General features: G+C 44.1%; 12 protein-coding genes and 1 pseudogene. 6 read left to right on the top strand and 7 right to left on the bottom strand.

Annotated elements, in window-relative coordinates:
• Positions 1-108 precede the first annotated feature (108 nt).
• On the top strand, positions 109-603 hold the full coding sequence (locus tag QTO00_RS06290) for a hypothetical protein (RefSeq protein WP_331423709.1): 495 nt from the start codon (positions 109-111) through the stop codon (positions 601-603).
• A 12-nt stretch (positions 604-615) separates the two neighbouring features.
• Entirely contained in the window at positions 616-2,238 is a 1,623-nt protein-coding gene (locus QTO00_RS06285) for an ABC transporter ATP-binding protein (protein WP_331423708.1), read from the top strand.
• 66 nt (positions 2,239-2,304) lie between these two features.
• On the opposite strand, the pseudogene QTO00_RS06280 reads toward QTO00_RS06285, so the two are convergent.
• Positions 2,305-3,049, bottom strand: a pseudogene (locus QTO00_RS06280) (LysR family transcriptional regulator).
• A gap of 155 nt (positions 3,050-3,204) precedes the next feature.
• Between QTO00_RS06280 and QTO00_RS06275 the strand changes: the two are divergent.
• From QTO00_RS06275 to QTO00_RS06260, 4 genes are all read left to right on the top strand, one after another.
• A complete protein-coding gene (locus QTO00_RS06275; RefSeq protein WP_331423706.1) occupies positions 3,205-4,896 on the top strand; it encodes an L-lactate permease in 1,692 nt (563 codons plus the stop codon).
• Positions 4,897-5,074: 178 nt separating this feature from the next.
• Complete coding sequence (lldD, locus tag QTO00_RS06270) at positions 5,075-6,214, top strand: FMN-dependent L-lactate dehydrogenase LldD (protein WP_331423705.1); 1,140 nt, start codon at positions 5,075-5,077, stop codon at positions 6,212-6,214.
• 101 nt (positions 6,215-6,315) lie between these two features.
• Positions 6,316-9,153: an FAD-binding and (Fe-S)-binding domain-containing protein gene (locus QTO00_RS06265; RefSeq protein ID WP_331423704.1), complete on the top strand. Its 2,838-nt coding sequence runs from the start codon at positions 6,316-6,318 to the stop codon at positions 9,151-9,153.
• Between the two features lie 192 nt (positions 9,154-9,345).
• On the top strand, positions 9,346-9,963 hold the full coding sequence (locus QTO00_RS06260; RefSeq protein WP_331423702.1) for an esterase/lipase family protein: 618 nt from the start codon (positions 9,346-9,348) through the stop codon (positions 9,961-9,963).
• A 4-nt stretch (positions 9,964-9,967) separates the two neighbouring features.
• Here QTO00_RS06260 and QTO00_RS06255 read toward each other — a convergent pair whose 3' ends face one another.
• The 6 genes from QTO00_RS06255 to QTO00_RS06230 all read right to left on the bottom strand — a co-directional run.
• Positions 9,968-10,414 (bottom strand): low molecular weight protein-tyrosine-phosphatase, encoded by a 447-nt coding sequence (locus QTO00_RS06255; protein WP_331423700.1) that lies wholly within the window; start codon positions 10,412-10,414, stop codon positions 9,968-9,970.
• Positions 10,407-11,834: an O-antigen ligase family protein gene (locus QTO00_RS06250; RefSeq protein WP_331423699.1), complete on the bottom strand. Its 1,428-nt coding sequence runs from the start codon at positions 11,832-11,834 to the stop codon at positions 10,407-10,409. Before QTO00_RS06250 ends, QTO00_RS06255 begins: the two co-directional genes overlap by 8 nt.
• 52 nt (positions 11,835-11,886) lie before the next feature.
• On the bottom strand, positions 11,887-12,342 hold the full coding sequence (locus tag QTO00_RS06245) for a hypothetical protein (RefSeq protein WP_331423698.1): 456 nt from the start codon (positions 12,340-12,342) through the stop codon (positions 11,887-11,889).
• A gap of 161 nt (positions 12,343-12,503) precedes the next feature.
• Complete coding sequence (locus QTO00_RS06240) at positions 12,504-13,142, bottom strand: hypothetical protein (protein ID WP_331423697.1); 639 nt, start codon at positions 13,140-13,142, stop codon at positions 12,504-12,506.
• A 120-nt stretch (positions 13,143-13,262) separates the two neighbouring features.
• The gene (locus QTO00_RS06235) at positions 13,263-14,579 is read right to left on the bottom strand and encodes an HlyD family type I secretion periplasmic adaptor subunit (RefSeq protein ID WP_331423695.1); all 1,317 of its coding nucleotides are present in this window, start codon (positions 14,577-14,579) and stop codon (positions 13,263-13,265) included.
• Positions 14,572-15,026, bottom strand: a 455-nt coding sequence (locus QTO00_RS06230; protein WP_331423693.1) for an ATP-binding cassette domain-containing protein, incomplete at its 5' end; no start/stop codon positions are given. The genes QTO00_RS06235 and QTO00_RS06230, both read right to left, overlap by 8 nt.

Raw genomic sequence — 15,026 nt, 5'->3', positions numbered from 1 at the left:
TTTTTTAATCAAATTATATAAAAAGCCGCAATTAAATGAGAACAATTTGCATTGGTTAATGAGTTGTATTTAAATGTACGCAACTTTTCGCAGGCGGAGTACTGGAACATGGATTTACAGCAATGCTGGACACACTATCTAAAGGCGGAACAAATGTTAGAACAGGGCCATTGGCCCGAGGCACACTATTTATACGACTTAGTGCTGACTCACCTACCCAACCATTTGCAAGATGCGCTGACAGATACAGAGACAAAACCGTGCCAATTTAGCTGTTTAGTCACTGGATTACGTGATGCTGCCGTATCTCAATCTGAAATCCTCAATAAGATGGGCCAGCAACAGAAAGCATTCGATCTGCTCAATCAAACTTATGCCCAGCTTCAGTTTGTCTCGATTGAAACATTCGATCTCGTTCGCGCTACTCAGCATGTTATTCACAATCAGTGTGAAGATTTATTGAGACACATGGGCGCATTTTGCAGCGCTCAGCGAAGTGCGCAGTGGATGCTTGAATTCGAACATGTACAGAAAGCACATCACTATTTTTCCACACTCAAGCAACATAACTCCGTAATAGAAAGTGCACACACCATTAATTGATAAGGAAGTACAATGTCACAGGTGCCTATTTTAAAGGTAAGAAACCTTTCGGTTAGCTTTACCACAAACGATGGAATGGTTGACGCAGTCAAGGATGTCAACTTCGATCTACGCAAAGGAGAAACTCTCGCCATCGTTGGGGAGTCAGGGAGTGGCAAATCCGTCTCAACCAACGCACTAATGCAACTATTACCCAACAACGCTATCGTTCATTCTCAATCGAGCATAGTGTTTGAACATGAAGAGCTATTAGAAAAATCAGAAAAAGCCATGCAAGGCATTCGTGGCGATAGAATTGGAATGATTTTTCAGGAGCCAATGACATCACTTAATCCGTTTATGCGCGTAGGTATTCAAGTTGCGGAAGCGGTAATGTGCCATCAAAGCGTCACGCATTCACAGGCAAAGCAAAAGGTTTTAGACCTGTTTAACTTGGTTCACTTACCAAACCCACAACAAGCCTACACTAAATACCCTCATGAATTTTCAGGCGGTCAACTGCAGCGCATTATGATTGCGATGGCGCTTATCAATGAGCCCGATATCTTAATTGCAGACGAACCTACCACAGCACTAGACGTCACGGTTCAAGCTGAGGTTTTGAACCTAATTAAAGAAATTCAAGCCAAAATGGGTATGTCTATCCTGTTTATTACTCATGATCTTGGTGTCGTGAAACACCTCGCTGATCGCGTAATCGTAATGTGTAAAGGCGACGTTGTTGAAGAAGGCATATGCCAAGATCTCTTTGAGCAGCCACAGCACGAATACACTCAAATGCTGATAAACTCAATTCCTAAGGGTAGCAAAGATCCAATTCATGGCAACGCTCCCGAGCTACTAAAAGCTGACGACATACGGGTTAAGTTTTTGATCAAGTCTCACTTCCTACCTAGCCGCAATAAATACTTTGAAGCAGTGAAAGGTATCTCTTTGTACCTTAAGCAAGGTGAAACGCTTGGAATTGTTGGAGAGTCTGGCTCTGGTAAATCCACTCTAGGACGCGCTCTAATTGGATTACTGCCATCAACGGGCTCCATCGAGTTCAAAGGCCAAAACATAGATGAGCTCACTGACAAGCAACGATTCAATCTAAAGAAAGATATCCAAATGGTGTTTCAAGACCCGTATGGTTCATTATCTCCACGTATGACCGTGGGCGATATTATTACTGAGGCATTGACGGTTCATCAGCCACATCTAACACGTGCCGAACGAATGGCGAAAGCACGTAAAGCCCTTGAAGAAGTAAGATTAGAGCCTCACTCCATTAACCGTTACCCCCATGAGTTCTCTGGTGGTCAGCGACAACGTATTGCCATAGCACGTGCTTTAATCCTTGAACCTTCGTTTATACTGCTTGATGAACCAACATCTGCACTTGATCGCTCCGTCCAGCTTACAGTGATTGATCTTCTTAAAGATTTGCAGAAAAAACACAACATTGGCTTCTTGTTTATCAGCCACGACTTGAGCGTTGTAAAAGCGCTGTCTGATCGTGTGTTGGTGATGCAAAAGGGCGAAGTGATGGAGCAAGGAACTGCCGAAGAGATTTTCCACAATCCACGCAGTGACTACACCAAGAAATTGATTGCCGCATCATTTGACTTAGACGAATCCATCGAAGCGGCATAAGGGATTTTTCGGTTTGGCCGCCGAACCCAAAGCCGGCGCAAGGATGCATCGGCTTTTTTCTCCCGCTTAAAAGTAGTGAGAGATGGCCAAATAGCGGGTTCTAATATGTTCAATCAAGAGTTTAACTTTATTCGGCGGTTGGCGCGTAAAAGGATAAACAGCATAGATACCTAGCTTCTTACCAACTTGCTCTGGAAAGAGATCCACCAGCAGTCCATTGCGAATATCATGGTAAACAAGGCTGCAAACAGTTATGTTGCATGAGATCGTTAGGCTCAGTTGGTTTGCCGTTTTTCGCAATATAAGAGGGAGAAGCGCAAACTACCCACTGCGAATCGAGGATATGGCGCGCAATTAAGCTTGAGTCTTCTAAGTAGCCCGTTCGGATCACTAGGTCATAGCCTCCATCAACCAAATCTACAAAACGGTTATTAAGAGACATATCTACCGACAAGCCTGGATGCAGGTTACAAAACTCTGCAACTGCTTCAGCAAGTATCAAATCACCGGATATACTTGGCACCGACATTTTAATATGACCGCTGACATTCTCTCCAAAACCTGAAACTGCATCCATAGCCTCCTGAGCGGCTTGCTTCACATTTTTAGCACCGTGTGTTAACGCTTTGCCCGCTTCTGTTAACGTTAATTTGCGCGTTGTGCGATACAATAGTTGCACGCCAATTTCTTGCTCTAGCCGGGCTATTCTTTTGCTAACTACCGAATTTGTAAGGTTATTTATCTCCGCAACCTTACTAAAACTACCCAGTTCTACAACCTGAGAAAACAGGATTAAGTCATCTGCTCGCATTTATTATGTCACTTTTGGAATTAATCATTTTCATTATTTCCCTATATCAGCAAAAAATAAAGGGGTAAATTCACCCGAAATTAACAAACACATCACAAATATAAAATCTAAGAGACTCCTAAGAGCCCTAAACGAAGAATGTAAAGGATGTACCAATGAGTGAAACATTACTTGCCCTTGTGGCTTTCTCCCCAATTGTCGTTGCCGCCATACTTTTGGTTGGCCTCAATTGGCCTGCAAAACGCGCGATGCCAGTCGCATTTGGTCTAACCGTTATTATCGCCCTTTTCGCTTGGGACATGTCAACAACCCGTGTGCTTGCCTCGGTATTTCAGGGGTTAGGTATTACTGTCTCTGTACTTTGGATCGTTTTCGGCGCTATTTTCTTGCTCAACACGTTGAAGCACACAGGCGCGATTTCTACCATTCGCAATGGCTTTACCAACATATCGCCAGATAGACGCGTTCAAGCAATTATTATTGCTTGGTGTTTCGGCTCGTTTATCGAAGGTGCTTCTGGTTTTGGTACGCCCGCCGCAATCGCTGCACCACTTCTTGTTGCAATCGGCTTCCCTGCCCTCGCCGCCGTTTTGATGGGGATGATGATCCAATCAACTCCGGTTTCATTTGGCGCAGTAGGTACACCGATTATCGTTGGTGTAAATAAAGGTCTAGATACTCACAACATTGGCGAAGCCCTTATCGCAAATGGCTCAACATGGGATGCGTACCTGCAGCAAATTACATCAAGCGTCGCCCTTATCCATGCAAGTGTTGGCACCCTTATTCCTGTTCTCATGGCGATGATGTTAACTCGCTTCTTTGGCAAAAACAGAAGTTGGACTGAAGGTCTGGATATCTTGCCATTTGCGATCTTCGCTGGCCTGTCATTCACCATTCCTTATGCGCTAACCGGTGTATTCCTTGGCGCTGAGTTCCCTTCTTTGATTGGTGGTTTAGTTGGACTTGCTATTGTTGTTTCAGCAGCAAAGCGTGGCTTCTTAGTGCCAAAAACAACTTGGGACTTTGAGGAAGAAAACAAGTGGCCTGCTGAATGGTTAGGCTCGCTAAAAATCGACCTCGATGACGCTAAAGCAAAACCGATGAGCATGGTATTAGCATGGCTACCTTATGTGCTGTTAGCAGTTGTTTTAGTTGCGAGCCGAGTAAGCGCAGAATTTAAATCAATGCTGCGCAGTGTTAGCCTATCGTTTGGTAACATTCTTGGTGAAGCAGGCATCAGCACTGCGATTCAGCCACTATACCTTCCAGGAGGCATCTTAGTATTTGTTGCCTTTGTTGCTGTATTACTTCAATCGCGTAGCGTAACACCATTAGCAAAAGCGTTTGGCGAATCAAGTAAAACCCTAATTGGTGCCGGATTTGTGCTTGTATTCACTATTCCTATGGTGCGTATCTTCATTAACTCGGGCATTAATGGTGCAGACCTTGCGAGCATGCCAGTGACTACCGCCAACTTTGCTGCTGGACTGGTCGGTGACGCCTTCCCTGCACTAAGCGCTACTGTTGGAGCACTAGGGGCGTTTATTGCTGGCTCTAATACAGTATCGAACATGATGTTTAGTCAGTTCCAGTTCGAAGTCGCTCAAACGCTAACCATCTCAAGTGCTGTTGTGGTTTCGCTTCAAGCTGTCGGCGCTGCTGCCGGAAACATGATTGCTATCCACAATGTAGTCGCTGCATCTGCGACGGTTGGCTTGCTTGGTCGTGAAGGTGCGACTTTGCGTAAAACTATCATCCCAACCATCTACTATCTATTGGTTACTGGAATCATTGGTTTAGTCGCAATTTATGGCCTACACATCACTGACGCCTTGATGCAATAACAAGACGACGAGGTGCTGTTGCCTTGGCCCCTGACAAGAGAGCGCTTGATTTTTCGAGCAAATTTGTGGGCGACGGCACCTCTCTTTATACCAATTTACTATTTATGTTGATAACCCAGTTCAACCATACTAAGCCTTCAAAGAAAGGCGTTAAGTACAACAATATAGGACAACTTTTATGATTATTTCTGCTTCAACTGATTACCGCGCAGCCGCTAAATCAAAGTTACCGCCTTTTCTATTTCATTACATTGATGGTGGCTCTTACGGTGAACATACGCTGAGAAGAAACACTGAAGATTTAGCAGAGATCGCTCTCAAACAGCGTGTCCTAAAAAACATGGAAGACCTCAGTCTCGATACAGAAATATTCGGCGAAAAGTTCTCTATGCCAATCGCACTTGCACCGGTTGGTCTTACCGGTATGTACGCAAGACGCGGTGAAGTTCAAGCTGCGAAAGCCGCTGAGAACAAAGGGATCCCGTTTACCATGTCGACGGTATCTGTCTGCCCTATTGAAGAAGTTGCGCCTGCAATTGAGCGCCCAATGTGGTTTCAACTTTACGTTTTGAAAGACCGCGGGTTTATGAAAAATGTCCTTGAGCGCGCTAAAGCTGCGGGTGTCACCACATTAGTGTTTACCGTAGATATGCCAGTTCCGGGCGCACGCTACCGCGATATGCACTCTGGCATGAGCGGACCAAATGCCGCAGCTCGCCGTGTATTCCAAGCCATGCGTCATCCGAGCTGGGCATTTGATGTTGGTCTTTTTGGTAAACCGCACGATCTAGGCAATATCTCAACCTATCGCGGTGAACCAACCAAACTAGAAGACTACATTGGTTGGCTTGGCGATAACTTTGACCCATCCATCTCATGGAAAGATCTTGAATGGATTCGTGAGTTTTGGGACGGTCCAATGGTGATTAAAGGCATACTTGACGAACAAGATGCCAAAGACGCAGTAAGCTTTGGCGCTGATGGCATTGTTGTCTCAAACCACGGCGGACGTCAACTTGACGGTGTATTGTCAACAGCCAAAGCGCTACCGACTATTGCCGATGCGGTAAAAGGTGATCTTAAAATCTTCGTTGATTCAGGCATCCGCACAGGCTTAGACGTGGTTCGTATGCTTGCACTGGGCGCTGATTGCACCCTATTAGGCCGCTCATTCATTTACGCACTTGCCGCTCAAGGTCAAGCAGGTGTAGAGAACCTACTCGACTTGTATGAAAAAGAGATGCGAGTTGCGATGACACTCACTGGTGCGAAAAATATCCACGATTTAAATCGAGACTCGTTGGTCAACTTTAAATAATTCCCTAGGTGTCACTGCAGTATCTATTGCGAGCTGACACCTTTTTTGGAACCTGGCCACATAAAAAATACAACGCCAGTAGCAAGCACAAGGAAGCAAAGATGTCGAATCAAGAAAGTGATAACAAATATCGTCAATTGGAATCTCTATTAGCGGTTGAGATTGATCGCGAAAGAATCATTACCGAGCACACCAAACGGCTCGCCTATGGAACTGACGCAAGCTTTTACCGTTTAGTGCCGCAAATCGTTGTGCGGCTAAAAAATCTTGGTGAAGTCATCTATACCATTCAGTGCTGTCGTGAAATGCAAATTCACTTTACCTTTCGCGCTGCTGGCACCAGTCTTTCTGGCCAAGCGGTGTCAGACTCTGTTCTTATCACGCTAACAGACGATTGGCGTGGTCACGAAATCATCGACAATGGCGATAAAATCATCCTTCAACCTGGTGTTATCGGCGCTGATGCCAACAAGTACCTCGCGCCGTTTAAACGCAAAATTGGTCCCGATCCGGCCTCAATCAATACTTGTAAAATAGGTGGTATTGCCGCCAACAATGCCAGCGGTATGTGTTGTGGTACTGCGCAGAACTCTTACAAGACCATCGACAGCGTTAAAGTCGTTCTCAATGATGGAACTCTGCTCGATACCTCTTGCAAAGAGAGCATTGCAGCTTTTTGTGCGACTCGACCAGATATCGTCGACGGCCTTGCAGAACTAGTCAAAGAGACTCAGGCCAACACCGAGCTAACAGAACGTATCCGCCACAAATACCGACTAAAAAACACTACAGGTTACGCATTAAATGCCTTGGTCGATTATAGCGACCCTATCGAAGTTTTAGAGCACCTAATTATAGGTTCTGAGGGCACATTGGGCTTCATTGCTGAGATCACATACAACACAGTCATTGAGCATAATTTCAAAGCTTCCGCACTACTGGTATTTGCGGATATTGAGGAAGCAAGCAAAGCCGTAGCAACCCTTTCGAAAACCCCCGTGGCTGCAGTCGAGTTAATGGATGGGCGTGCGCTACGATCTGTCGCAGACAAACCCGGTATGCCAGAGTTTATCCAGCGACTTGACTTAGAAGCGACAGCACTGCTGATTGAAACGCACGCGAGTGACCAAGCGACAATTGACCAACAGTGTGCCGATATACTCAACTCACTTTCGGGCTATACCATAGTTGCGTCAGTTCCTTTTACCCTTGATCCTAAGGTCGTTGCCAACTTATGGGGTATTCGTAAAGGCATGTTCCCAGCAGTCGGCGCTGTGCGTGAAGTGGGCACCACGGTCATTATCGAAGATGTCGCATTTCCAGTCGAAAACCTCGCTAATGGGGTACGCGACCTTCAATCTCTATTCGACAAATATCAATACAGTGAGGCGATCATCTTCGGTCATGCCCTAGAAGGTAACCTTCACTTTGTATTCACTCAAGGCTTTGATTCAGAGCAAGAGATAAACCGCTACGGCAAGTTTATGGATGATGTTGCCGATTTGGTCGCAGTTAAATATCAAGGCTCACTTAAGGCTGAACACGGTACTGGGCGAAACATGGCCCCGTATGTTGAGCTAGAATGGGGGGCCGATGCTTACAAGTTGATGCAGAAAATCAAAACACTATTTGACCCTGATAGCCTGATCAACCCGGGCGTGATCATTAATGATAGCCCTAACTCACATATCGAAAACCTAAAACCTATGCCTGCGGCTGACCCTATCGTCGACCGTTGTATAGAGTGTGGATTCTGTGAGCCAGTATGTCCATCTCGCACGTTAACTCTCTCTCCACGTCAGCGCATTGCCTTGTATCGCGAACTGCAAAAACGTAAAGCATTGGGCGAAGATACTGATGCAAGTGAGTTAGAGAAGATCTTTGAATACCAAGGCATTGATACTTGTGCTGCAACAGGCTTATGTGCCGATCGATGTCCAGTTGGAATCAACACCGGAGACTTGGTTAAACAACTACGAACAGCCAAATACAAGAAGTTTACTCCAATAGCCAAGTGGACGGCCGATCACTTCTCTACCACTACCTCTTTAACTCGCGCATCATTAAAAGCCAACCAGCTTGCGGTCAAAGTCATTGGGGAAGGTGCTGTATCTACCATGACTAACGGTATCCGCAAAATAACCAACAACAAAACACCAGTGTGGCTTCCTGAAACTCCACAATCGAACAGCCATAAGCTCGATAAGTCGATGGAACTTCTCGTACGCTCAGATAAAAAAGTGGTTTACCTCCCTTCTTGTGCTGCAAGAACCATGGGACAGCAAAGTGATGCTCAAGACCAACGCAGTCTAACTGAAGTGACATTGTCACTCATTAAGAAAGCGGGCTTTGAAGTTATCATCCCAGAGAAACTCGATGATCAATGCTGTGGCATGCCCTACGATAGTAAAGGAATGACTGAAGTTGCAACGCAAAAAGCCCAGCAGTTAGAGGCCTCACTCTGGCAGGCAAGCTATGAAGGCGAATATCCAATTTTAATGGATACTAGTCCATGTGCTAAACGCAGTATCGAAAACTTCACCAAACCGATGGAAAAATTAGAACCAACGGGGTTTGTCGCTAAGTATCTTCTTGAGCATCTAGCCATCACACCCAAGCAAGAGACCGTGATGCTCCACGTGACTTGTAGCTCTCGTCGTATGGGATTAGAGGGGCAGATGCTATCGCTGGCTAAGGCTTGTGTGTCTAACGTCGTTGTCCCAGAACACATCTCATGTTGCGGTTGGGCGGGTGACAAAGGCTTCACCACACCAGAGTTAAACGAAGCAGCAGTCCACCCATTAAAAGAGCAAGTGCCAAATGGGTGCCAGCGCGGCTTTAGCAACAGTCGGACTTGTGAAATTGGCTTATCGCATCATAGTGGTATACCGTATCAATCAATACTCTATCTCGTCGATGAGGTATCAACTCCACTCTGAAGCGAAAGATGTCAAATCAACATCCACCACACGGTTTGAAAGGCGATAGATTTAGCGACTGAATAGTTAAGTGCAGCGATGTTGACCAACAGCTAGTTGGAGGTTGCGCCGCTGCACAAACTAGACAAAAACTGAGTGCGTCAATCAAAGAAAATGGTTAGATTCTCTATAAGCTTTGCTGTGGGGATTCATATGAAAATCATTATCTTACATGGGCTTTATATGCACGGCATGGTTATGCAGCCATTAAGCCATCGACTTAGGGATTTCGGTTATCGGACCAAAATTCTGTCCTACAACAGTGTAGCTATCGATGAACAACAAGTGTTCTCATCTATCGACAATGCTCTGTCTACATCCACCTGCAATGTCCTTATCGGTCATAGCCTAGGCGGGCTCATCATCAAACACTACTTAGAAGCTCGAAAGCCCGATCTAGACACTGTCTCCCATGTTGTAACCATAGGCTCTCCCATGCAAGGCGCCTCTATTGTGACCAGAATTCAAGAGCTAGGCATGAGTGCTATCCTAGGTAACTCCCCTTCTTTCGGTTTAGCTCAACACGAATCGAGTTGGTCACTGCCACAGCGATTGGGCTGTATCGCAGGAACCCTGCCACTGGGTTTTCGCTCCTTACTATTAATGGACAATAAAATGATGTCAGACGGCACGGTAACTGTCGAAGAGACCAAGATAGAGGGGATGACTGACCATATTGAAATTAGAAACAGCCACACCAGTATGATTTACTCATCATTTGTACCTAAGCAGATTGATTGGTTTATACAGAATGACCGTTTCAAGGTATAGGTGGTTATCTAGCTAATCGAGCTCTCCAAGAATCTACGGCCCTTTCTAAAGTAGCGTAACAATCGACAAATTCTGCATAGCCCTTATTGATAGGATCGGCTACTTCACCGACACCAATCCATTGACCGATCAAAAGTGTTTTTGCGCGAGCTCCCGCTACAATATCTGAAAGCCTATTGATATGCTCATGCTCCATCACTAAAATCAGGTCGCTCCACTCAACCAACTCTCTATTCAATTGCTTAGCCCGATGACAAGATAGATCTAAATTATGGAAGCTAGCTACTTTTTGAGAATAGCGAGCCGCAGAGTAGTCATGCAAACCACTTTGTTCTACTAATAAACCAGCCGAATCAAATTCAATTTGAGGCAACTCGCGTTTAAAAATCACTTCGGCAAGTGGAGAGCGACATATGTTACCAGAGCATACGACGAGAACTCGGTTAATCATTAACAACCTTTCCCTTTCTTTGTAGTCTTTCTGTAGACTTAATTTGAGTGGTTGAAGTCCCTATCGCAGGAAGTGTCGCTGTAGCATTAGCTATAAACAAGACCAAAACAAACGTTAGCGCATTGGCCATTGGCTGTAAGTTAAAATCAACGCTAATATGGATCAGCATGCCGATAATGGCCATCATTGAACCTAAAGCCAGTCCTTTCATCGTTCTACTGTTTCGAGTTCGAATGGTATTAATACAACGCAAAAATGAATAGAGTACAATGCAACCGAGTAACAGTGTGGCAGGCAGTCCAGCTTCTACCATGAACTGTATATAGTCATTGTGTGCATGGTCATAAAATCCAATGTCAGATTTTGAGTACATTGGAAAAACTGCGTAGAAACTACCCATGCCCGTACCGAAAACCGGGAAGTCACGAATAATGTCCAGTGACCATATTACTACTTGATCACGCGATTCCACTCCCAGTGAAGTTTCCACTATTCGTTGCTTTACCTTTTCCAAACCAAACAACGCTCCAACAACGATAGTATCTATCGCAATCACACTAACTACCAAAGCCGTTAATGCCCTGGGTTTCTGTTTATAGATAAGCAATGCGATTACTCCACCTAGCGTGGTAGCTACAAAAAACGCGGTATTACCCATCCTTGAGCGAGTCATGACCAATGCGATAACCATAATAATCAAACACAGTCGAACGAGCATTTTGGGGCTCATCACTCCCTCAAGAATTCGTTTCGTTCGAATATGCCAAGAGCCTGATTTACTAACGTGAAGTTGTGTCACAATCAACCCTATACCAACACAAAGCGCGATCATTAGGTAGTTTGCTAAATGGTTTTTATATACAAAGGAGCCAGTTGCGATGTCTTTTTCAGGCAAGCCAAAGACAAGACTCTCCTGTACATTTAATAAAACTGCTGTAGCTCCATAAAATGCTTGAAATGTTCCACTGACGACTAATGATAAAGCGACAAGCTTTAAACGCTGGCTCGAGTTGACTAAAAATGCCGCATTTACTGCAAACAAAAGATAAGTAACGCCTTTAATCAAAGCCACTTGGCTCATTCTAGAGTCTAAAGAGAGAAAACCAACTTCTGCATCCACCAAACTGTAGATATAAGCTGTTTTCTCGGAAAATAATGCTAGCCAATCAAGGGGCCAAGGAATTGTCTGTAACAATACCCATATTTGAAAGCCTAACAATCCTAACAACAACACTTTGTATGGACGTAGTGCTCCAAAGGGAAGCACTCCTCGGTATGCGATAACCAGTATTAGGCTCTGCCCTGCGACCCATAGTTCTGCAATAGCCCAAGCCCAATCTCGATTGCTAGCTAAAGGAATAGGTAGCCAAACTATTAGAATCAGAAAGGAATAGAAGACAACTAGCTCTAAGTTTTTCATAAGATAAATAAAAGCCCGGACAAGCCGGGCCCTCTGGAATATGCAAAAGTGTTTAGTTAGGAGATACGACTGCATTACCACCACCGCCGTCAGACCCAACCGCAGGTGCTGCTGGAGGCGCAATAGAAGAAGCAGTTTGTATACCCGCAGCAGTTGCTTCAGCAACTACCGTAGGGTCGAGTCCTGCTAACAATGCTGACGTTGTAATAATTTCGTTGCTCACGCCAGCTTGACGTGCAATCTCCACGATTTCATCTACGAGTCCTGGTGACACAGTCAATGCCTGGGTAATAGCGGTTTGAGGATCTACGACTTGGTTGGATAGCAGTGCAGTCAGTACGTCTAAAACCTGTTCTGGATTTGCTAAAAATGCAGACTGAATAGATTGTTCATCAGGTACATCTCCCAACGACTCTAGAAGCGCACTATCTAGACTTGCCTCATCTGCCACGACATTTGCAGATACTGCGAACATTGCTAACGCAGCCGTTAAAAATCGCAATTTCATTTAAATTCCTTGAATTAATTTTTAGCTCAGTGACTACAAATTCTAGCAAGGTTGATGCATCGTTAACACGGCTCTTATGTAACTTTCTGTCTCTTTTTTTAGAATTAACGGCTATTAGTGAGTAGCGCCAATTAAAAACGGCTTATCTAAACTAACTAATATTACTTACAAGACTCTACAGTCAGATTGTTGAACTTAAGCAAATTACACATTCTTTCCTTTCCACGTGAAAAAGAGATCATATTATTCAAATCGGCGCGATACTCTTTCCGATAGATCATAGCTACTAATTGAGTAGCAGCTTTGATTTGAAATTTGCGACTTACATCTTCCCAATGTGAGAACGTAAAATCGATGTGTTGCATTAGTGCCTGTGATGTATAAGGACCAAACAATAGAGCTAAATCCAACGTCTCTTTCTCCATACCATTACCAAGCTTGCGAGATAACTTAGAGCGCTCTACGTGATTTGGTGCCCAGGTTGGACGAAGCTTCGCACTTGTCTCTCTTAAACTTGTTCTCAACTCAATATATTGATTTTCTTGAGATAAGTAATCTTCCCATTCATATAGGGTTGCGCTCAAGTCTAAATCGTAAGCTGTTGGGAGTGCGAACTGAGACAATTCATCTGAAAGTGATATCGTTAATTTAATTCCATCGGCATTAGCTACATTATGAGTCAGGTTTTCCAATTGTAACTCTGCTGCACTTCGGTACATGCTCTGATAAAGCGCGACCATTCCAACTGTGAGAACATATAAAGTTACTGTAACGTAAGTAACCAAAGCTAAATTTTTCATGACAAAATAAATATAATTTCTAAAGGTATCTTGTTCTGGAATATATGGAAAACTTGTCGGCCAAATTGCCCGTGGTCAATATTGGTATATTGGCAATACTAGAAAAACTTCCCTAGTATGCTAGATTTCCCTGAAGGCTTTGTAAAGGTCAAGCTGGAGGGGCTCCAACAAATAGTCAATAGGACTACGCTGCTTGAGCAAGACATAAACCTCTGCTGGCATACCAGGATGCAATCGGACATTTTCAACATTTGCTAAAGCGTCGGGGTTCAAAGCTACCTTAATGGTAAAGCTCTCTTCCTGGTCTTTGTTACCGTCTGTGATTCTATCTGCCGCAATATGAATAACCTCCCCTTCTATAGGAGGAGTGTTTCTAAAGTTATAAGCCGAAAGCCGTACCATAGCTTTCTGTCCTTTTGAGACAGCTGCAATATCCGTCGGCTTCAGATTTGCTTCAACGATTAAGCGATCGTTTTCAGGAACAACCTGCATTAAAGTTTCACCTGGACTAATAACATCCCCTCTATTAAACACACTCAAGCCAACAACCTTACCTGAGTTTGGGCTCTTCAGAACAACTCGAGATAATACATCTTTAGCCTGAGCAAGTTGCTCGACGGTATCATCCATAACTTTAGTTAGCTCTTGTAACTCCTGCTCAATCTCACTGATATATTGGTGCTCCATTGCAACACGTTGTTGATGGATCTCAAGCAACGCGATTTCACGATTCTGTAATTGCCCTTCTAAATCAATAAGATAGCCAGACAATCTAGCTTTTGAACGCAAGAGTTCTAGCGACTTGAGTTTAGAGGTGTAACCGGCGGGTAATAACTCATCATGCATATTACTTTCTTCCTGTAAGTACCGATACGCCAAACGCTCTTTATCTAGTTTCTTAGCCAGAGCCCGCTTATCACTTGAAAAGCGAGCCAACCTCGCATCGAGCACCGCAAGCTCACTCTCTCTCAGTTTAAGGCGACCATTAAAAAGCAACTGCTGAGTTTTCATCAATGAAGTCAGTGAAGGGTATTGCTCTGAAGCATCAAGCAAATCTTTTGTAAAAAACAACTTTTGCTCGCCATTTCTCTCACTTTCCAAACGTTGTTTTTGGGCAAGGTTACTATAGTACTTCTGCTGCAATTGAGTGAATCTAGTTTCAGCCGCAATAGAAGAAAGCTCAATTAGTGCGTCACCTTCGGCAACTTCGTCCCCCTCGTTAACTAAAACGGTATCGACGATCCCCCCCTCATAGTGCTCTATTGATTTACGCTTACTTTCTACAGATATCACTCCTGGAGCGATTGCTGCGGCATCGATACTTGTAAACCAAAGCCAGTAAATACTGAAGCCGCCACCGAGTAACAATACCATTAGTCCAGCAAAAATATAGCGCGAAGGGCTTATGGTCAGTTTACTTGGATATGAATTAGCCATGACTACCCTCCCTATTAATATTTGCTACGGCTCCTTTTTGAAGGCGTGTAAGTACATCATCTTTTTTGCCTGCATCTTTTATCACACCTGAGTCAAGTACAATGACCCAATCAACCATTTTAACAAGCGTATTTCGATGACTAATTAGAATGACAGTAACTCCTTGCTGCTTTAAAATATTTAATGTTCTAAGAAGTTTTTGTTCAGATAAAATATCTAAATTTGAGTCTGGCTCATCCAGCAATAATAGTTTAGGTTGATGATATAGCGCTCTGGCAAGCCCAAGCAATTGCATCTCACCTCCTGATAACTGAATCCCTTTACTACCGCCAAATTTGGTTTTGTATGCATTCGGATGCTTAACTATGATATCGTGAATACCCGCCAATTTAGCTGCGTTAAACACCTTTTCTTCAACATCTTCACCTTCCTCAAAACAACAAATAT

The organism is Vibrio sp. M260118 (assembly GCF_036533755.1).
In the GTDB taxonomy this organism is placed as follows: Bacteria; Pseudomonadota; Gammaproteobacteria; order Enterobacterales; family Vibrionaceae; genus Vibrio.
Note: the sequence above shows the minus strand (reverse complement) of the source record. Positions and strands in the feature narration are given on the sequence as shown.

Excerpts from the sequence above, each read along its gene's own strand:
- QTO00_RS06290 (WP_331423709.1), top strand. The coding sequence starts at position 109 with ATGGATTTACAGCAATGCTGGACACACTATCTAAAGGCGGAACAAATG.
- QTO00_RS06285 (WP_331423708.1), top strand. The coding sequence starts at position 616 with ATGTCACAGGTGCCTATTTTAAAGGTAAGAAACCTTTCGGTTAGCTTT.
- QTO00_RS06275 (WP_331423706.1), top strand. The coding sequence starts at position 3,205 with ATGAGTGAAACATTACTTGCCCTTGTGGCTTTCTCCCCAATTGTCGTT.
- lldD (WP_331423705.1), top strand. The coding sequence starts at position 5,075 with ATGATTATTTCTGCTTCAACTGATTACCGCGCAGCCGCTAAATCAAAG.
- QTO00_RS06265 (WP_331423704.1), top strand. The coding sequence starts at position 6,316 with ATGTCGAATCAAGAAAGTGATAACAAATATCGTCAATTGGAATCTCTA.
- QTO00_RS06260 (WP_331423702.1), top strand. The coding sequence starts at position 9,346 with ATGAAAATCATTATCTTACATGGGCTTTATATGCACGGCATGGTTATG.
- QTO00_RS06255 (WP_331423700.1), bottom strand. The coding sequence starts at position 10,414 with ATGATTAACCGAGTTCTCGTCGTATGCTCTGGTAACATATGTCGCTCT.
- QTO00_RS06250 (WP_331423699.1), bottom strand. The coding sequence starts at position 11,834 with ATGAAAAACTTAGAGCTAGTTGTCTTCTATTCCTTTCTGATTCTAATA.
- QTO00_RS06245 (WP_331423698.1), bottom strand. The coding sequence starts at position 12,342 with ATGAAATTGCGATTTTTAACGGCTGCGTTAGCAATGTTCGCAGTATCT.
- QTO00_RS06240 (WP_331423697.1), bottom strand. The coding sequence starts at position 13,142 with ATGAAAAATTTAGCTTTGGTTACTTACGTTACAGTAACTTTATATGTT.
- QTO00_RS06235 (WP_331423695.1), bottom strand. The coding sequence starts at position 14,579 with ATGGCTAATTCATATCCAAGTAAACTGACCATAAGCCCTTCGCGCTAT.